Here is a 16909-nt window from a genome sequence, read left to right on the forward strand (position 1 = left end):
CTTACCACCACTTTGCCGGACGGGCCGAGAACTGCGCGCGCTGTTCGATCGCAAGGCTGGCATTGAGGACGCCCTGTTCGTCAAATGCCTTGCCGATGACCTGAAGGCCAAGCGGCAACCCGTTGCGGTCAAGCCCGGCTGGCACGGACATGGCCGGCAGCCCCGCAAGGCTGGCCGGAACCGAGAACACGTCGTTCAGATACATTTCCAGCGGATCGGCGCTCTTTTCACCCAGCGCGAAGGCCGAAGAGGGCGCCGTCGGCACGAGGATCACGTCCACTTCGCGAAAGGCATTGGTGAAATCATGGCTGATGAGAGTGCGCACCTTCTGGGCCTGCGTGTAGTAGGCATCATAGAAGCCCGCCGAAAGCACGTAAGTGCCGATCATGATCCGGCGCTTCACTTCCGGTCCGAAGCCAGCGGCGCGCGTTGCGGCATACATGTCCTGCAAGCCGGCGCCTTCGGGCAGCTCGCGCAGGCCATAGCGCACACCGTCATAGCGGGCGAGGTTCGAGGACGCCTCGGCCGGTGCGATGATGTAGTAGGTGGGCAGCGCGTATCTCGTGTGCGGCAGGCTGATCTCGACGATCTCGGCGCCCGCGTCCTTCATCCACGCAATTCCATCGTCCCAGCTTTTCGCGACATCCGCGTCCATCCCGTCAAGGCGGTATTCGCGCGGGATGCCCACCTTCTTGCCGCGCATGTCGGCGTTAAGGTTCGCGGTCCATTCGGGCACGGGCAGATCAAGGCTGGTCGAGTCCTTGGGGTCGAACCCGGCCATGGCTTCAAGCATGATCGCGCAGTCGGTCACGTCATGCGCCATGGCGCCCGCCTGATCGAGCGAGGAGGCAAACGCCACCACGCCCCAGCGCGAACACCGCCCGTAAGTGGGCTTGATGCCCGAAATGCCGGTGAAAGCGGCGGGCTGGCGGATCGAGCCGCCAGTATCGGTGCCCGTGGCGGCGGGCGCAATGCGCGCCGCCACCGCAGCCGACGAGCCGCCTGACGAGCCGCCGGGCGCCAGCGGCGTCGCATCGCCGGGACGCCGCCACGGCGAAATGACATTGCCGAAGGCGCTGGTCTCGTTCGAGGAGCCCATCGCGAATTGATCGAGGTTGAGCTTGCCCAGCATCCCCGCGCCCGCTTCCCACAGCTTGCGCGAAACGGTCGATTCATAGGGCGGCACGAAGCCTTCCAGAATATGGGATGCGGCCGTAGTCTGCACGCCTTTGGTGGCGAACAGATCCTTCATGCCGATGGGCACGCCTGCCATCTTGCCCAGCGGCTTGCCCGCCGCGCGATCGGCATCGACCTTCGCGGCCGCCTCCAGCGCCTTGTCCGGCGTCGTCACGATGAAGGCGTTGAGCGCGGGCTGAGCCGCCTCGACCGCCGCGTTGAACGCCGTGGCCACTTCGGTGGCCGTGAAATCACCCTTGGCAATGCCATCACGAAGGGCGGCAATGCCCAGATCAGTCAGTTCGGTCATTATTCGATCACCTTGGGCACGCCGAAGAAGCCATGTTCGGCAGCAGGCGCATTGGCCAGCACCGCATCGCGCATGTCGCCGCCGGTCTGCGGATCGGCGTTCACCACATCCTCGCGCAGGCGCTGCCGGTTGGGGATGACGGCGGTCATCGGCTCGATCCCGGTCACGTCGACCTCGCCAAGCTGTTCGACCCAGGCAAGGATGCCGTTGAGTTCGGGGACCATCGCGTCAATCTCGGCCTCGGTCATCTTGATGCGGGCCAGCGACGCGATCTTCGCCACGGTGGCGGTATCTACGGACATTGTCGGATACTCTAGCGAGAGAAAAAGGAACGCCGCGCGCTACCAGAGCGCACGGCGTGCTTCAAGCCGAGGCCGCCCCGCAAAGGGCGCCCGGCTGCGATCAGGGTTGCGGAGCGCCCGGAGCGGCAGTGCCCGGAACATTGGCACCGGGGGCGCCGCCCTGCATCCGCTGCATCTGCTCCATCATCATGCGCTGCTGCTCAAGCTCAGCGGCGTTCTTGTAGTCGATCAGTTCAACTTCGAACACGAGATCGGAATTGGCCGGGATCACCACTTCGCCGGTCTGCGGGTTGCGCTTGTCCTCGGCGCCATAGGCCTTGTCCGAAGGGATTTCGAGGACATACTTGCCGCCCTTCTGCATCTTGGAAAGGCCCTCGGCAAATCCGGGGATCACGGTCTGCAACGGCAGGACCGCGCGTTCACCCCGGTCGAACTCCTTGCCGTTGGCGAGGCGACCGACATAGTTAATCAGCGCCACGTCCGCGCGAGTGGGCGATCCGCCTTCACCGGCCTTGACGGTCTGGATCGTGATACCCTTGTAGCGGGTGCCATAGGCAACGCCCGAACCGATCAGCACGGCGAGGATCACTCCCAGCCAGATCTTGGTCAACGAGCCCTTGGCAACGGGCTGGAGCGGAACGCGGGTGATTTCCGACATGCTTTCCCCCTGCGGCCGCGACTCGCACATTTCCTGAGCCGCGCCGGATGATTCGAATGGCCTGTCCCGGTGCCACGAAAAAGGGCGCCGGATTCCGGCGCCCTCTTGGCCCAAGCGGGCTGAAACGGCAAGTGGGAGAAAAGGGGCATCGCAACCGGCGCAGCCCCCGCCTCTCGCTTACTTGACGCCGTCGCGCTCCTGACGCTTGCGCTCCATCTTGCGGGCGCGACGGACAGCAGCGGCCTTTTCGCGGGCGCGCTTTTCCGACGGCTTTTCAAAGTGGCGGCGCAGCTTCATCTCACGATACACGCCTTCACGCTGCAGCTTCTTCTTGAGAGCCCGCAAAGCCTGATCGACGTTGTTATCGCGCACGAGAATCTGCATAAACCGCTACACCTCAATCTTGCTGGCGAGAGCCCGCCGAACTTGCGGGGTTCACCCTGATTTCTGAAAACGAAAATAGTGCCGAATCCGTGCAGGACCGGCCCGAACGGGTGCGCCACTAACCAAATCCGCCACCAAAGGCAAGCAAACTCGTGCATTTTGCCGCCTCAGGGTCTAAGGGCCTGCGCATGAGTTCTCCCAACACCTTTGCCGCCACCGCCATCGTCGCCCTGGGCGGCGGTGTCGGCGCGATGCTGCGCTTTCACGCAGGACGCGCCGTCAACGCCTTGACCGGTCCCAACACCGTGTTTCCGTGGGGCACATTCGCGATCAACGTGGTAGGCAGTCTGGCCATGGGCCTGCTGGCCGGATGGCTCGCCCGCGAAGGCGGCAGCGAGTCCCTGCGCCTCCTGCTTGGCGTGGGCGTGCTTGGCGGTTTCACGACCTTTTCCGCCTTCAGTCTCGAAACCGCGCTGCTGGTGGAGCGGGGGCTTCATGGCCTTGCCGCCGTCTATGCGCTCGGTTCGGTCGTTGCAGGTGTGGCCGGCCTGTTCATCGGCCTTTCGCTGATGCGAGGTGCGGCATGAGCCGGGGCAAGCTGCCAGACGACAGCGTCCGCCAGTTCACCATCGGGCGCGACGATGCGGGCGCGCGGCTCGACCGGTGGTTCAAGCGGCACCTGCCGCAAGTGGGTTTTGCCACGGTTTCACGCTGGGCGCGCACCGGCCAGATCCGCCTCGACGGCAAACGCGCGGATGTCGATACGCGGCTCGAAGCCGGGCAGGTGCTGCGCGTTCCGCCCGGCAATGCCACTCCGGTGGGCGCGCCAGCCAAAGGGCAGCGCGTGCGCAAGCCCCTGACCGAAGAACAGATCCGGCTGGCCGAATCAATGGTGCTGGAAAAGGACCGCGCCGCAATCGTGCTCAACAAGCCGCCGGGCCTTGCCACACAGGGCGGCAGCGGCACCCATGAACATGTCGATGGCCTGCTTGATGCCTTTGCCGCCGATGGCGAACCGCGCCCGCGCCTCGTGCACCGGCTCGACAAGGATACGTCGGGCGTCCTGCTGGTGGCGCGCACGCCGGGCAGCGCGGCATTCTTTTCGCGGCACTTTTCGGGCCGTTCCGCACGCAAGATCTACTGGGCGCTGATCGTCGGCGTGCCAGAGATCAAGGACGGGCTGATCGAACTGCCCATTGCCAAGCAGCCCGGCACCGGCGGCGAGAAGATGATGGTCGACGAAAGCGGCCAGGGCCAGTCCGCCCGCACCCGCTACCGGATCATCAGCCGCGCGGGCAATGCGGCATCGTGGGTCGAACTCCAGCCGCTGACCGGGCGGACCCATCAGCTTCGCGTCCACATGGCGGCAATCGGCCATCCGATCGTGGGCGACGGCAAATACGGCGGGCAGGCCGCTTTTCTGACCGGCTCGATCAGCCGCAAGATGCACCTCCATGCCCGCCGCCTGCGCATCGAGCATCCCGAAGGCGACCTGATCGACGTGACCGCGCCCTTGCCCGCGCACTTTGCCGCCAGCATGGCCAGCCTCGGCTTCCACGAGGAAGAAGGCGACCTTCCGCTCGAAGCGCCCAAGCTGCTTGACGACAAGACCGTGCAGAAGCGCGCGGCCAAGGCGCACGCAAAGGACTATCGCAAGGAGCGCCGGGGCGAACGGCGCAAGCGCTCCGAGGGGAGCACGTCGCGCAAGCCCACCGGCAAGCGCGCGGCTTCGGCCAAGCCCGGCGCCAAACCGGTCGCAAAGACGGAGGGCCGCAAGCCCGCGGCAAAGGCACCTTCCAAGTCACCGCGCAAGGCCGTCGGCAAGGCTCCGGCGCGCCCGGCAGGCCCGCCCGGAGGCAAGGCGCGCTGATGCACCCCAATCCCTCCTTCCGGCTTGACGAGCGCGACCTGTTCGAGGCGCTGATCGCCGAGATCGGTTTCGGGATGATCTTTGCCGCAACGCCCGATGGGCCGCGCGTGGCGCATGTGCCACTTCATTCCACCGGCGACGGCGCGGTGCAGTTTCACCTGTCGCGCGGCAATGCGCTGGCGAGGCATCTTGACGGGACGACCGCGCTGGCCGTCGTCAACGGCCCTGATGGCTATGTCTCGCCACGCTGGTATGCCGATCCCGCGCAAGTGCCGACCTGGAACTATGTTGCCCTCGAAATGGAAGGCCGGGTGCGGCGGATGGATCAGGACGGGCTGCACGGTCTGCTTGAGGCGGTTTCCACCGCCCATGAAGCGCGCCTTGCCGATGGCCAGCCATGGACGATGGACAAGATGCCTGCCGACACCCTGCGCCGGATGATGACCGGGATCATCGGCTTCGAACTTGAAGTTCTGGCATGGCGGCCCACCTTCAAGCTGTCGCAGAACAAGTCTGCACAGGATCGCGCGCGCATCGCCGCAGGGCTGGAAGCCGAAGGCTCGCCAGCCATTGCCGAACTGATGCGCCGGCTGGTGCCATGAGGATCACGCCATGAAACTGGCCATATTCGATTGCGACGGGACACTGGTCGACAGCCAGGCCGATATCTGCGCCGCCATGGACGCGGCCTTCCGCGCAGCGGGGCTGATCCCGCCCGATCGCCACGCCACGCGCCGCGTCGTCGGCCTTTCGCTGCACGAGGCCATGCGCCAGTTGCACCCCGAAGGCGCGCACGAGGATCATGCCAGCCTGACCGAACTCTACAAGGACGCCTTCCGCGCGCGCCGCGCTTCGGGCGCCGTGGCCGAGCCGCTCTACGAAGGCATTGCCGCGCTGGTGGCCGATCTGGCGGATTCCGGCTGGCAACTGGCCGTGGCCACGGGCAAATCCGACCGGGGCCTGGCCCATTGCCTTGAGATGCATGGCCTGACCGGGCACTTCGTATCGCTCCAGACGGCCGACCGCCACCCGTCCAAGCCCCACCCTTCGATGATCGAACAGTGCATCGCCGATGCCGGAGCCGACCGCGCCCGCACCGCGATGATCGGGGATACCGTCTATGACATTGCCATGGCGGTCAATGCGGGAGTCCGCCCCATCGGGGTTGACTGGGGTTATCACGAAACCGACGAACTGATCGAAGCCGGGGCCGAAGCTGTTGCCACGGACATTGCCCACCTGCGCGTCTTGCTGGGGCAGATCGCATGAGCGATCCGGCAGCGGGACGCTTCATGGCCTTGCAGATCCTGCGTCTTTGCGGCGCGGTGCTGGTGCTGCTCGGCGTGATGATCGGCACGGGCCGCGGCCCTGCCATTCTGGCAGCCATTCCTGATGTGGCCGGATATCTGCTGTGCGTGATCGGCATGATCGCGTTTTTCTGGGTGCCGCGCCTGCTGGCGCGAAAGTGGCGGACGCCGGACTGAGATGAAGCGTTTTTACAAGGTTGTGACAGTCGAGGCCGCAGAGGGCGGCTTCGGGGTGAGGCTCGATGGCAGGGCCATCAAGACAGTGGGCGGCAAGCCGCAGACCGTGCCGACGCGCGCACTGGCCCAAGCCATGGCCGAGGAGTGGGCCGCACAGCCCGAAGAGATCGATCCGGCCCGCTTCGTGCTGCGCGACATGGCCGATTATGCGCTTGATGTGGTTGCCCCTGCACCGGATGCGGTGGCAGGCGAAATCCTGCCCTATGCGGAAACCGACACCCTGTGTTACCGGGCCGAGCCGGACGAGGCTTTTGCCGCGCGCCAGCGGCTGATGTGGGATCCGCTTCTGGCCGATGCGGAAAACAGGCTGGGGGTTCGCTTCGTCAGGGTTGCGGGCATCATCCACAAGCCGCAGCCCGCCGAAACCCTTGCCCGGCTGAGGGCCGAACTGGAAAGCCTCGATGCTTTCAGCCTTGCCGCGCTGCGCAACACCTCCAGCCTTGCCGCCTCGCTCATCATCGGCCTTGCCGCGCTGCGCCCCGATGCCGATCTCGACGCGCTGTGGGATGCGGCCAATCTTGAAGAGGACTGGCAGGCCGAGCTTTGGGGCAAGGATGCCGAAGCCATGGACCGGCGGGAAAAGCGCGCCGCAGCATTTGCCGCAGCAGCGCGGTTTGCGGGCCTGGCGAAGGACGGGGGCAAGCGCGGGTCGGCCTGTTAAAGGCAGACCCTGAACTATCCCACCCAGTCGGCCACCTGCCGCGCAACGTCGTTTGCGGCCTGATTCAGCGCCGGGCCGATGAGGCGCGGATCGGCCTCGGCGACCGGCACCGTGCTCTCAAAGCGCCGGGTCTCAACCTTCCCGCCACTTTGTCGGACCGCATCGTAGCGCACCACCACCATGCGGCTGCGCGCATCCCACCCCATATCGAGCAGCCGCCCGGCAAGCTGATGACTGCCCGCGCCCGGATCGCCCTCGATCACCAGACGCTTGCCGCGCGCGCGGATCGTCTCGGCCAGAAGCCGCTGGAACAGGCGCGAAGGCCGTTCGACCCACATCGTGCCCTTGAGATAGGCAAGGTTCGCATCATCAATCTGCACCGGCACCCGCGTGACGGCAAGCCGCGCTTCGGCCGCAGGCTCCAGCACGACCAGCGCACTGGCCAGCGTTCCGCTCGTCCCGGTGCCTGCGGCGGGCGCGGCTTCGGCAGTCAGCGCCAGCAAGGTATCGGGAATCTTGGGACCAAGGCTGACACAGCCGGCAAGCGCGGCCGAGAGGCTGGCGACGGCCAATGCTTTGCGGATCATCTCGTATCGCCTCCTCATTCCTTGTAATCGGGCAGCTTTGCCCCGCCGACGAACCCGCCCACACCCTGATCGTTCAGCCGCTCGGTCACATCGCGCAAGGATCGGGTCGTGGCCTGAAGATCGCGGATGGCCGCTTCGGCTGCGGGCAGCGTGCGCTCGTTCAGCTGGCGCGCCGCCGGACGCGCTTCGCTGAGCGCGCCTTGCAGTTCGTCCGCCGCACTCTGCGCCGATTTCAGCGTCTGGCGAAGCTGCCGTGCCAGACCATTGCCTTCATCATTCAGCATCGAATCGGCCGAATTGGTCAGCTTTTCAAAGCTGGCCAGCGAATAGTTGGCCTGCCGCAGGGTTGCCTGAAGCTCCGCCAGGGTTCGCTTCACATCGGGCGAGGCATCGGCCAGATTGCCGGTCAGCTTGTCGGTATTGGCAAGGATGTTCTCGATCGACTTCTGGTTCTTGTCCGAAAGCACCATGGTCAGGCGCTCGGTCAGGGTGGCCAGCCTTTCCAGCAGCAGCGGCGCGTTTGACAGGATTTCGCCCAGCCCGGAACGCTTTGTCGGGATCACGGGCACGCCTTCCGGGCAGGTCGCCCGCGGGTTTTCCCTTGGGCATTCGATTGGGGGCGCGCCCTTGTGCGCGCCGGTCAGCTGAATCGTCGAAACACCGGTAAAGCTGCCCTGCACGCTGGCAGTGGTGCCAACCAGGATGGGCACGCGCTTGTCCACGGCGATGCGCACGCGCACGAATTCCGGATCGCGCTCCCACAGGTCGATCGTCTTCACCTGCCCTGAAGGCACACCGGAAAAGGCCACTTCCGATCCCTTGGCAAGACCATCGACCGACTGCTTGAAGAAGATGTCGTATTCCTTGAGCGAACCCTGATTGAGCCGGGCGATCCACACGGTGAGAAAGGCGGTCGCCGCCAGCAGCAGCAGCGTGACGAGGCCGACCCAGATATGGTTTGCGCGGGTTTCCATGTCCTGTCCTTATGCCTTCTGCGCGCTTGGCGCATCGCCGTCTTGCGGGAAAAGTGTCATCGCCATGACCTTGGCCGCCTCGTGCCGCTCGGCTGCATCCTGCGCCGCACGGCCGCGCGGCCCGTTGAAGTATTCCTGAATCCACGGATGGTCGAGCGCGAGCAGTTCCGGGATCGTGCCCACCGCAATGATCCGGCGATCCGCGATCACCGCCACCCGGTCGCAGATCTCGTAAAGCGTATCAAGATCGTGGGTGATGAGGAACACGGTCAGATCCAGCGTCTGTTGCAGGCGCAGGATAAGCTGGTCGAAGGCCGCCGCCCCGATCGGGTCCAGCCCGGCGGTCGGTTCATCCAGAAACAGCAGTTCCGGATCAAGCGCCAGCGCCCGCGCAAGGCCGGCGCGCTTCTTCATGCCGCCGGAAAGCTCCGCCGGATACTTTGCCGCCGCCTCTGCCGGAAGGCCCGACAGCAGAACCTTGTAGCGCGCAATCTCCTGGCGCAGTTCGTCGGTGATTTCAGGGTAGAACTCGCGCAGCGGCACTTCCACGTTTTCGGCCACGGTCAGCGTGGAAAACAGCGCGCCCCCCTGAAACAGCACGCCCCAGCGGCTGCGGATGTCGATATCGCGGTCGTCGCGGGCATCGGTGATCGAATGGCCCAGCACCTCGACCTCGCCTTCCTGCGGGATCTGAAGGCCGATAATGGTGCGCATGAGCACCGATTTGCCGCTGCCCGATCCGCCCACCACGCCAAGGATTTCCCCCCGGCGCACATCAAGATCCAGCCCTTCGTGGATCACGTGGCTGCCAAACTGGTTGCGCACCCCCCGCACCCGGATGGAAATGTCGGCGTCTGCCATCATCCCCACCCGATCTCGGTGAAGAATACCGCGAAGAACGCATCCAGCACGATCACCATGAAGATCGCCATGACCACCGCCGCCGTGGTGCGCGTGCCCACTTCTTCGGCGTTGTTCTTCACCTGCATCCCCTGATAGCAGCCGGCAATCGCCACGATCAGGCCAAATACCGGCGCCTTCGTCAGCCCTACCCACACATCGTAGAGCGGCACCACTTCCTGAATGCGGGCAAGGAAGGTGAAGAAGGGAATGCCCAGCGTCATCGAGGACAGGAAGGCGCCACCGATGATGCCGATGAAGGCCGAATAGAAGCCCAGCAGCGGCATCATGATCATGGTTGCCAGAATGCGCGGGATCACCAGCGCCTCTACCGGCGAGACACCGATGGTGCGCATGGCATCGACCTCTTCGGTCAGCTTCATCGTGCCAAGCTGCGCGGAAAAGGCCGAACCCGACCGCCCCGCAACCATGATCGCCGTCATCAGCACGCCCAGTTCGCGCAAGGTCAGGCGGCCCACAAGGTTCACGGTATAGATTTCGGCCCCGAACTGGCGCAGCTGCACCGCGCCCTGCTGGGCAATCACGATGCCGACCAGAAAGCTCATCAAGCCGATGATCGCCAGTGCATTGACCCCCACCAGTTCCATCTGGTGCACCAGCGCCTTCATGCGAAAGCGCGAGGGATGGCGGATCAGGATGCCGCAGGTCTGGATGATCTGCCCCATGAAGCCGAGCACCTGCACCGCGCCCTGCCCCAGACCGATCATCACCATGCCGACATGTGCGGGCACGCGGCTGAACAGCGGCAGCCGCCTTTCGGGCACTTCGGGCGCGCCCGCATCGGCACGCCGGATCGCATCGACCAGCTTCTGCGCCTCATCGCTGCATCCGGTTATGCGCGCCCCGGTATCGCGTGCCAGCCGCCAGACGGTCCACGCGCCGACCGTGTCGATCCGCGTCACGGCCGAAAGATCAATCTCGACAAAGGCATCGCCCGCGGCGCGCAGGCGCGCATCGGCCTGCCCCAGCGAGGCCACCGTCATCGGGCCGCTGAAGGCAAGCGCCGTTTCGCCATTGGCACCGGCGACGAACTGGAAATCGGTCAACTCCCGCATCTTGCCAGCTTCATGGGGGAATATGGACGGGCCGACAAGTGCATCACGTGGGTTGTAACGGCATGACAGCGCCCACGGTTCCCGTAATGCCTCACATCATCACCAGCTTGCCGATGGCGGCGCGGGATGGCGTCTTTGTGCGCTTGCCGATGGCGGCGCGGGATGGCAAGGCGCTGCGCCATGACCGAGCATAATCGAGCCGAACTTGCAAAGACCTTCGAGCCTGCGGGAATCGAGGCAAAGTGGTATGATCATTGGGAGAAGAACGGGCTGTTCCGGCCCGAACGTCCCGATGCCCAGCCCTTCACCATCGTCAACCCGCCGCCGAACGTCACCGGCTCGCTTCACATCGGCCACGCGCTCGACAATACGCTTCAGGACGTGGTCATCCGCTATGAACGCCTGCGCGGCAAGGATGCGCTGTGGGTGGTGGGCACCGACCATGCGGGCATTGCCACGCAGATGGTGGTCGAACGCCAGATGGAAGCCAAGGGCGACAAGCGCATCAATTACACGCGCGATGCCTTTGTGGACAAGGTGTGGGAATGGAAGCGCGAAAGCGGCGGCACGATCACGCGCCAGCTTCGCCGCCTCGGCTGTTCGATGGACTGGTCCAGAGAGCAGTTCACCATGGACCCGCACTTCACCCGCGCCGTGGTGAAGGTCTTCGTCGACCTCTACAATCAGGGCCTCATCTACCGCGACAAGCGGCTGGTGAACTGGGACCCCAAGCTGAAGACCGCGATTTCCGACCTTGAGGTGGAAACGCGCGAGGTGCAGGGCCATTTCTGGCACTTCAGGTATCCGCTGGCAGACGGCGTGAAGCGCGATGACGGGCTGGACTACATCGAAGTTGCGACCACGCGCCCTGAAACCATGCTGGCCGACATGGCCGTGGCGGTCCATCCCGATGACGCGCGCTACCAGTCGGTCATCGGCAAGGAAATCCTCCAGCCGCTGACCGGACGCCGTTTCAAGGTGGTGGCCGACGAGCATGCCGACCCGGAACTGGGTTCGGGCGCGGTGAAGATCACGCCGGGGCATGATTTCAACGATTTTGAAGTGGGCAAGCGCGCAGGCATTGCGCCGTCGCAGATGCTCAACATGCTGGATGCCGAAGCCCGCGTCGTGCAGACGGCAGACGGGCTGGTGCCCGCCGAGTTCATCGGACTGGACCGTTTCGATGCGAGGCGTCTGGTGGTCGAACGGATGAAGGAACAGGGCTTCCTGATCCCGCATGTCACGAAGGACAAGGAAGGCAACACGGTTCAGCACGATGCCGAACCGCGCACGATCCAGACCCCGTTCGGTGATCGCGGCGGGGTGGTGATCGAACCGTGGCTGACCGACCAGTGGTATGTCGATGCCGCCGCGCTGGCCAAGGCGCCCATCGAAGCCGTGCGTTCGGGCGCCATCGAGATCGTGCCCAAGACATGGGAAAAGACCTTCTTCAACTGGATGGAGAACATCCAGCCCTGGTGCGTATCGCGCCAGCTCTGGTGGGGGCACCGGATTCCGGCTTGGTATGGCTCGGATGGCGAGTGCTACGTTGCCGAAACCGAAGAAGAAGCCCAGGCCGCAGCAGGCGCGGGCGTAACGCTGACCCGTGACGAGGACGTCCTCGACACGTGGTTCTCATCCGCCCTCTGGCCCTTCGCCACGCTTGGCTGGCCGGATGAAGACGCGCCGCTCTTGAAGAAGCACTATCCCAACGACCTGCTGGTTTCCGGCTTCGACATCCTGTTCTTCTGGGATGCGCGCATGGCCATGCAGGGAATGCACTTCATGAAGGAAGTGCCATGGAAGAAGCTTTACCTGCACGGCCTTGTCCGCGCGGCCGATGGCCAGAAGATGTCGAAATCCAAGGGCAACGTGGTCGATCCGCTGGGCCTCATCGACAAGTATGGCGCCGATGCGCTGCGCTTCTTCATGTGCGCCATGGAAAGCCAGGGCCGCGATGTGAAGATGGATGAGCGCCGCGTCGAGGGATACCGCAACTTCGCCACCAAGCTGTGGAACGCAGCGCGCTTCTGCCAGAGCAACGGCATCACCGGCAGCACATCAGTTGCCGCTCCTGCCGCAACCTCGTCCGTCAACAAGTGGATCATCGGTGAAGTGGTGGAAACCGTCGCCGCACTCGATCAGGCCATGGCCGACCTGCGCTTCGATGCCGCCGCCAACGCGATCTACCACTTCGTGTGGGACCAGTTCTGCGACTGGTATATCGAGCTTATCAAGGGTTCGTTCGATGCCGAGACAAAGGCCGTGGCAGGCTGGGTGCTCGATCAGATCCTCGTCATGCTCCATCCCTTCATGCCCTTCGTCACCGAAGAACTGTGGCATGCGCTTGGGGATCGGGAACGCGAACTGATCGTTGCGGATTGGCCCAGACCCGAAGCAGCGGTGGATGCCGCCGCCAAGCGCGAGGTCGAGTGGCTGATCGCGCTGGTTTCGAACATGCGCACCGCAAGAAACGAACTGGGCATTGCGCCGGGCGCAAAGCTCGATGCCTACCTGCCCGAACCTTCGGCGCAGACCCGCGCAATCATCGAGGCGACCCCCGCCGCCATCGAACGCCTTGCCCGTCTTAACGGCATCCGCTTCGAAGGCGCGCCCGCAGGCGCTGCCATGCAAGTGGGCGCAGGCGATGCCAATATCATCGTGCCGCTTGAAGGCGTGATCGACATTGCGGCCGAAAAGGCGCGTCTGGAAAAGGCGCTGGCCACCGCGCAGAAGGAAGCGAAAGCGCTGGAAGGGCGCCTGTCCAATCCCGCCTTCGTCGAGAAGGCCAAGCCCGAAGCAGTCGAAAAGGCCCGCGCCGACCATGCGATGCACGCCGCCGAAGCCGAACGGCTCACCGCCGCGCTCAGGCGGCTGGGATAGGGACCGCGCGGTGGGAAGCGCCTGATGCTGGTTCTGGCCACGGTCAACCCCGGCGAGCCGGAGGTCTTCTCCTCGCTTCAGGGGGAAGGCCCCGGCATGGGGCGGCCTTCGGTTTTCGTGCGGCTATCACGCTGCAATCTGGCCTGCCGCTGGTGCGATACGGCCTATACCTGGCGCTTTTCGGGCGACAACCGACCCCACCGCGACGAAGTGGCCTTCGAACGGGCCGAGAACCAGGTGTCCCTTTCAGAGGAAGATGCCGCCGCGCTTGTCCTTGCCCATCCGGAAGACCGGCTGGTCATCACCGGGGGAGAACCGCTGCTGCAAGGTGCGGCGCTCGCGCGCATGGTGGCGCTGCTGAAAGCCGCGCGCCCGCACCTTCATGTCGAGATCGAAACCAACGGCACGGTCCCGGTTCATCCCGCGCTCGACCATCTGGCCGATCAGTTCAACGTCAGCCCCAAGCTGGCCCATTCGGGCAACGACGCCGCGCTGGCGCTCGTGCCCGAACGGCTGGACGAATGGGCGCGTGATCCGCGCGCGTGGTTCAAGTTCGTGGTTTCGGCGCCTGCCGATCTGGCCGAAATCGCCGCGCTTCAGGCCCGCCACGCCATTCGGCCCGATCACCTCTTCGTGATGCCCGAAGGCACCGCCAGTTCCACCTTGCGCGAACGTGCGCGCTGGCTGGCGGAAGAAGCGCTGGATCGCGGCTGGCGCTTTACCGACCGGCTGCACATCCACCTTTACGGCGATACGCGCGGCACCTGACGGTCCGATCAGCCAGTGATCGGCTCAGAACGGCCAGTGATCGGCTCAGAACGGAATGTCGTCGTCGAGATCGTCGCCGAAGCTGCTGCCGCCGCCCTGATTCCAGCCGCCGGAAGAACCGCCGCCCGATGCGCCGCCGCGCGCGCCGCCGCCATAGCCGCCGCCGCCGGAACCACCCTCGTTCCAGCCACCGCCCGAAGAACGGCCACCACCGCCGCCCATGCCGCTACCGCCACCGGCTCCGCCCGAACCGTCGAGCATGGTGAGATTGCCGTTCATTCCCACCGAAACCTCGGTGGTATAGCGGTCATTGCCCGACTGGTCCTGCCACTTGCGGGTGCGAAGCTGGCCTTCGATGTAAACCTTGGAACCCTTGCGCAGATAGCGTTCGGCAACGCCCACAAGGCCATCGGAATTGATGACGACATTGTGCCATTCGGTGCGCTCCTTGCGCTCGCCGGTGGCGCGGTCCTTCCACGTCTCCGACGTGGCGATGCGCAGGTTGGCAATGCGGCCGCCGTTCTGGAAGCTCTTGATTTCGGGGTCAGCCCCCAGGTTTCCGACAAGGATAACCTTGTTGACGCTGCCTGCCATAGAATCGGGTTCCTTCTGATCTGGCCGAATGCCTAGCGCATGGTTTTGGCGCGGGGCGAGTCCGGGACGCGAGTTTTCCAGAAGGAATTGGCCCCGTCAGCCCAGCCCCGCCGCAATCGCGGTCCAGTAGGTGATGCCCGCCGCCACATAGGCCAGTGCGAAAAGATAGGCGAGCATGAAGGCTGGCCATTTCCAGCCGTTCGTCTCGCGCCGGGCCACGGCGATAGTGGAAAGGCACTGCGGCGCGAACACGAACCAAGCAAGGAAAGCCAGCGCCATCGGCAGGGTCCAGCGCGTCCTGAGCTGCGCGCCCAGCGCCATCGCGGCCTCTTCCTCGTCCTCGGCGCCCACGGCATAGGTGGTGGCGAGCGAGCTGACCGCCACTTCGCGCGCGGCCATGGCCGGGATGATCGCAAGGCTCATGTCGCGGTTGAAGCCGATCGGCTCAAGCACGACGGCAAGCCCGTTGGCCATGGTGCCCGCAATCGAGGCATCGATCTGGTCCTGTCCCGGCTCGGCGCGCGGGAAGTTCAGGAGGATCCACAGCGCGATGGTCACGGTGAAGATCATCGTGCCCGCGCGGCGCAGGAAAATCCACGCCCGCTGCCACAGCCCCAGTGCCAGATCCTTTACCGTGGGAAGCTGATACTTCGGCAGTTCCATGATGAACCCCGAAGCCGCGCCTTTCGTCACCGAACGGCGCAGGACCAGCGCCACCAGCATCGCGCCGATGATCCCCGCCACATAGAGGCAGAACAGCACAAGGCCCTGCAAGCCCACCCCCGGCCCCACTCTGGTATTGGGAATGAAGGCGGCAATGATGACCGCATAGACCGGCAGGCGTGCCGAACAGGTCATCATGGGAGCAATCAGGATCGTCGTCAGCCGGTCCTTGGGATCGGTAATGCTGCGCGTGGCCATGATGCCCGGAATGGCGCAGGCAAAGCTGGACAGAAGCGGAATGAAACTGCGACCCGAAAGACCGACACCCGCCATCATGCGATCCATCAGGAAGGCGGCGCGCGCCATGTAGCCGGTCGCCTCCATCGTCAGGATGAAGAAGAACAGGATCACGATCTGCGGCAGGAAAACCACCACCGAACCGACCCCCGCGATCACCCCTTCCGTCAGGAGATCGCGCAGCAGGCTTTCCGGCAGGGTCTGCTTGGCCAGATCGCCCAGCCCGCCGACCAGCGCTTCCAGCCCGTCGGCAAAGGGCGTGGCCCAGGTGAACACTGCCTGAAACACCACGAACAGCAGCGCAAACAGGATCGGCGGCCCGGCCCAGGGATGCAGCAGAACCTTGTCCATCCGAGCGTGGATGCGGTGCCTTGCGGTTTCCGAAAGGATCGCCGCGGTTGCCATCTGATGCGCCAGCATCCGTCGTTCGGGCAGGGTCACATGCGGGCGCGGCGCGGGATGGGCCGCTTCGGGCCGCTCGCGCGCCTCGGCAATCGCGGCGGCAAGTTCGGTCAAGCCTCGGCGGCGAACGGCCACTGTGGGGATGACCGGCACCCCCAGCGCGGCCTCAAGCGCCGCTGGATCAAGCGTCAGGCCGTCGCGCTCGGCCAGATCGATCATGTTGAGCGCCACCACCGTGGGGCGGCCCAGTTCGATCACTTCCTGCGCAAAGACAAGGTGCTGTTCGAGGTTGGAACTGTCGAGCACCAGCACGATCACGTCGGGCCGCGCCTGCCCTTCCTGTTCGCCCATGATGACCTTGCGGGTGACTTCCTCGTCCGGGCTCGCGGCATCCAGCGCGTAAGAGCCGGGCAGATCGACCAGTTCCACCGGCTCACCCGAAGGCAGCAGCAGGCGGCCTGCCTTGCGTTCAACGGTAACACCCGGATAGTTCGCGATTTTCTGGCGCGCGCCGGTGAGCGCGTTGAACAGCGCGCTCTTGCCCGCATTGGGATTGCCCACCAATGCGGCAACCGTCGTCTTGCGCGTCATGCCGAAGTCTTTTCCGCCAGCGGTTCAACCTGCATGGCGCGGGCATGAACCCGGCGGATCGCCACGGTCATCCGCCCGATCTCAACCGCCAGCGGATCACGGCCGATGAACACGCCCCGATAGGCAAGCGTGACCCGCGCCCCCTCATCAAGGCCGAGAGCGCGCAGCCGCCGCGCTTCTTCGGGGACCAGCGCAGGCCAGTCGACCTGAGCGATTCGCGCAGGAGTTCCGATAGGAAGTTGATCGAGCGTCACAAGTCTCCGCTGCCA

19 protein-coding genes are annotated in these 16909 nt (G+C 64.9%); 8 read left to right on the forward strand and 11 right to left on the reverse strand.

Features of this window, described 5'->3' with window-relative positions:
- Position 1: 1 nt before the first annotated feature.
- From gatA to rpsU, 4 genes are all read right to left on the reverse strand, one after another.
- Positions 2-1486 carry an Asp-tRNA(Asn)/Glu-tRNA(Gln) amidotransferase subunit GatA gene (gatA, locus tag DKM43_RS01265; protein ID WP_109796665.1) on the reverse strand — a complete coding sequence of 495 codons (1485 nt, stop codon included), beginning with the start codon at positions 1484-1486 and terminating at the stop codon, positions 2-4.
- Positions 1486-1788 (reverse strand): Asp-tRNA(Asn)/Glu-tRNA(Gln) amidotransferase subunit GatC, encoded by a 303-nt coding sequence (gene gatC / locus DKM43_RS01270; protein ID WP_109796666.1) that lies wholly within the window; start codon positions 1786-1788, stop codon positions 1486-1488. The genes gatA and gatC overlap by 1 nt, the downstream gene beginning before the upstream one ends.
- A gap of 100 nt (positions 1789-1888) precedes the next feature.
- The gene (locus DKM43_RS01275; RefSeq protein ID WP_109797025.1) at positions 1889-2446 is read right to left on the reverse strand and encodes an FKBP-type peptidyl-prolyl cis-trans isomerase; all 558 of its coding nucleotides are present in this window, start codon (positions 2444-2446) and stop codon (positions 1889-1891) included.
- 177 nt (positions 2447-2623) lie between these two features.
- On the reverse strand, positions 2624-2830 hold the full coding sequence (gene rpsU, locus DKM43_RS01280; protein WP_109796667.1) for a 30S ribosomal protein S21: 207 nt from the start codon (positions 2828-2830) through the stop codon (positions 2624-2626).
- A gap of 188 nt (positions 2831-3018) precedes the next feature.
- On the opposite strand from rpsU, the gene crcB reads away from it, so the two are divergent.
- Genes crcB through DKM43_RS01310 form a run of 6 tightly spaced genes read left to right on the forward strand, consistent with a single transcriptional unit; the run spans position 3019 to position 6905 of the window.
- Positions 3019-3417, forward strand: coding sequence for a fluoride efflux transporter CrcB (crcB, locus tag DKM43_RS01285; RefSeq protein ID WP_109796668.1), 399 nt, complete (start codon positions 3019-3021; stop codon positions 3415-3417).
- Positions 3414-4700, forward strand: coding sequence for an RluA family pseudouridine synthase (locus DKM43_RS01290; RefSeq protein ID WP_109796669.1), 1287 nt, complete (start codon positions 3414-3416; stop codon positions 4698-4700). The genes crcB and DKM43_RS01290 overlap by 4 nt, the downstream gene beginning before the upstream one ends.
- Complete coding sequence (locus DKM43_RS01295) at positions 4700-5302, forward strand: FMN-binding negative transcriptional regulator (protein WP_109796670.1); 603 nt, start codon at positions 4700-4702, stop codon at positions 5300-5302. Before DKM43_RS01290 ends, DKM43_RS01295 begins: the two co-directional genes overlap by 1 nt.
- Positions 5303-5312: 10 nt before the next feature.
- The gene (locus tag DKM43_RS01300; protein ID WP_109796671.1) at positions 5313-5969 is read left to right on the forward strand and encodes an HAD-IA family hydrolase; all 657 of its coding nucleotides are present in this window, start codon (positions 5313-5315) and stop codon (positions 5967-5969) included.
- A complete protein-coding gene (locus DKM43_RS01305; protein WP_109796672.1) occupies positions 5966-6184 on the forward strand; it encodes a hypothetical protein in 219 nt (72 codons plus the stop codon). Before DKM43_RS01300 ends, DKM43_RS01305 begins: the two co-directional genes overlap by 4 nt.
- 1 nt (position 6185) lies before the next feature.
- Entirely contained in the window at positions 6186-6905 is a 720-nt protein-coding gene (locus DKM43_RS01310) for an ATP12 family chaperone protein (RefSeq protein ID WP_109796673.1), read from the forward strand.
- 14 nt (positions 6906-6919) lie between these two features.
- Here DKM43_RS01310 and DKM43_RS01315 read toward each other — a convergent pair whose 3' ends face one another.
- Genes DKM43_RS01315 through DKM43_RS01330 form a run of 4 tightly spaced genes read right to left on the reverse strand, consistent with a single transcriptional unit; the run spans position 6920 to position 10442 of the window.
- Positions 6920-7492, reverse strand: a complete 573-nt coding sequence (locus DKM43_RS01315) for an ABC-type transport auxiliary lipoprotein family protein (protein ID WP_109796674.1) — start codon at positions 7490-7492, stop codon at positions 6920-6922.
- A gap of 14 nt (positions 7493-7506) precedes the next feature.
- Complete coding sequence (locus DKM43_RS01320; protein ID WP_109796675.1) at positions 7507-8466, reverse strand: MlaD family protein; 960 nt, start codon at positions 8464-8466, stop codon at positions 7507-7509.
- 9 nt (positions 8467-8475) lie between these two features.
- Positions 8476-9327, reverse strand: a complete 852-nt coding sequence (locus tag DKM43_RS01325; RefSeq protein ID WP_109797026.1) for an ABC transporter ATP-binding protein — start codon at positions 9325-9327, stop codon at positions 8476-8478.
- The gene (locus tag DKM43_RS01330; protein ID WP_109796676.1) at positions 9327-10442 is read right to left on the reverse strand and encodes an ABC transporter permease; all 1116 of its coding nucleotides are present in this window, start codon (positions 10440-10442) and stop codon (positions 9327-9329) included. Before DKM43_RS01330 ends, DKM43_RS01325 begins: the two co-directional genes overlap by 1 nt.
- A gap of 180 nt (positions 10443-10622) precedes the next feature.
- On the opposite strand from DKM43_RS01330, the gene DKM43_RS01335 reads away from it, so the two are divergent.
- Together DKM43_RS01335 and DKM43_RS01340 are read left to right on the forward strand one after the other, a co-directional pair.
- Positions 10623-13325 carry a valine--tRNA ligase gene (locus DKM43_RS01335; RefSeq protein ID WP_109796677.1) on the forward strand — a complete coding sequence of 901 codons (2703 nt, stop codon included), beginning with the start codon at positions 10623-10625 and terminating at the stop codon, positions 13323-13325.
- Positions 13326-13346: 21 nt separating this feature from the next.
- On the forward strand, positions 13347-14093 hold the full coding sequence (locus DKM43_RS01340; protein WP_109796678.1) for a 7-carboxy-7-deazaguanine synthase QueE: 747 nt from the start codon (positions 13347-13349) through the stop codon (positions 14091-14093).
- A 45-nt stretch (positions 14094-14138) separates the two neighbouring features.
- Here the strand turns inward: DKM43_RS01340 and ssb are convergent, their stop codons facing one another.
- The 3 genes from ssb to DKM43_RS01355 all read right to left on the reverse strand — a co-directional run bounded on the left by ssb (position 14139) and on the right by DKM43_RS01355 (position 16894).
- Complete coding sequence (gene ssb, locus DKM43_RS01345) at positions 14139-14687, reverse strand: single-stranded DNA-binding protein (protein ID WP_109796679.1); 549 nt, start codon at positions 14685-14687, stop codon at positions 14139-14141.
- Between the two features lie 96 nt (positions 14688-14783).
- Positions 14784-16640 carry a ferrous iron transporter B gene (gene feoB, locus DKM43_RS01350; RefSeq protein WP_109796680.1) on the reverse strand — a complete coding sequence of 619 codons (1857 nt, stop codon included), beginning with the start codon at positions 16638-16640 and terminating at the stop codon, positions 14784-14786.
- A complete protein-coding gene (locus DKM43_RS01355) occupies positions 16637-16894 on the reverse strand; it encodes a FeoA family protein (protein WP_109796681.1) in 258 nt (85 codons plus the stop codon). Before DKM43_RS01355 ends, feoB begins: the two co-directional genes overlap by 4 nt.
- Positions 16895-16909: the final 15 nt, after the last annotated feature.

Origin of the sequence: Novosphingobium meiothermophilum, from assembly GCF_003171715.1 — a bacterium.
GTDB classification, from domain to species: domain Bacteria; phylum Pseudomonadota; class Alphaproteobacteria; order Sphingomonadales; family Sphingomonadaceae; genus Novosphingobium; species Novosphingobium meiothermophilum.

Bases quoted from the DNA above. Each gene is read 5' to 3' on its own strand.
- DKM43_RS01305 (WP_109796672.1), top strand. From the start codon at position 5,966: ATGAGCGATCCGGCAGCGGGACGCTTCATGGCCTTGCAGATCCTGCGT.
- crcB (WP_109796668.1), top strand. From the start codon at position 3,019: ATGAGTTCTCCCAACACCTTTGCCGCCACCGCCATCGTCGCCCTGGGC.
- DKM43_RS01310 (WP_109796673.1), top strand. From the start codon at position 6,186: ATGAAGCGTTTTTACAAGGTTGTGACAGTCGAGGCCGCAGAGGGCGGC.
- DKM43_RS01315 (WP_109796674.1), bottom strand. From the start codon at position 7,492: ATGATCCGCAAAGCATTGGCCGTCGCCAGCCTCTCGGCCGCGCTTGCC.
- DKM43_RS01330 (WP_109796676.1), bottom strand. From the start codon at position 10,442: ATGCGGGAGTTGACCGATTTCCAGTTCGTCGCCGGTGCCAATGGCGAA.
- feoB (WP_109796680.1), bottom strand. From the start codon at position 16,640: ATGACGCGCAAGACGACGGTTGCCGCATTGGTGGGCAATCCCAATGCG.
- DKM43_RS01275 (WP_109797025.1), bottom strand. From the start codon at position 2,446: ATGTCGGAAATCACCCGCGTTCCGCTCCAGCCCGTTGCCAAGGGCTCG.
- DKM43_RS01290 (WP_109796669.1), top strand. From the start codon at position 3,414: ATGAGCCGGGGCAAGCTGCCAGACGACAGCGTCCGCCAGTTCACCATC.
- rpsU (WP_109796667.1), bottom strand. From the start codon at position 2,830: ATGCAGATTCTCGTGCGCGATAACAACGTCGATCAGGCTTTGCGGGCT.
- DKM43_RS01325 (WP_109797026.1), bottom strand. From the start codon at position 9,327: ATGGCAGACGCCGACATTTCCATCCGGGTGCGGGGGGTGCGCAACCAG.
- gatA (WP_109796665.1), bottom strand. From the start codon at position 1,486: ATGACCGAACTGACTGATCTGGGCATTGCCGCCCTTCGTGATGGCATT.
- DKM43_RS01320 (WP_109796675.1), bottom strand. From the start codon at position 8,466: ATGGAAACCCGCGCAAACCATATCTGGGTCGGCCTCGTCACGCTGCTG.
- DKM43_RS01295 (WP_109796670.1), top strand. From the start codon at position 4,700: ATGCACCCCAATCCCTCCTTCCGGCTTGACGAGCGCGACCTGTTCGAG.
- DKM43_RS01300 (WP_109796671.1), top strand. From the start codon at position 5,313: ATGAAACTGGCCATATTCGATTGCGACGGGACACTGGTCGACAGCCAG.
- ssb (WP_109796679.1), bottom strand. From the start codon at position 14,687: ATGGCAGGCAGCGTCAACAAGGTTATCCTTGTCGGAAACCTGGGGGCT.
- DKM43_RS01335 (WP_109796677.1), top strand. From the start codon at position 10,623: ATGACCGAGCATAATCGAGCCGAACTTGCAAAGACCTTCGAGCCTGCG.
- gatC (WP_109796666.1), bottom strand. From the start codon at position 1,788: ATGTCCGTAGATACCGCCACCGTGGCGAAGATCGCGTCGCTGGCCCGC.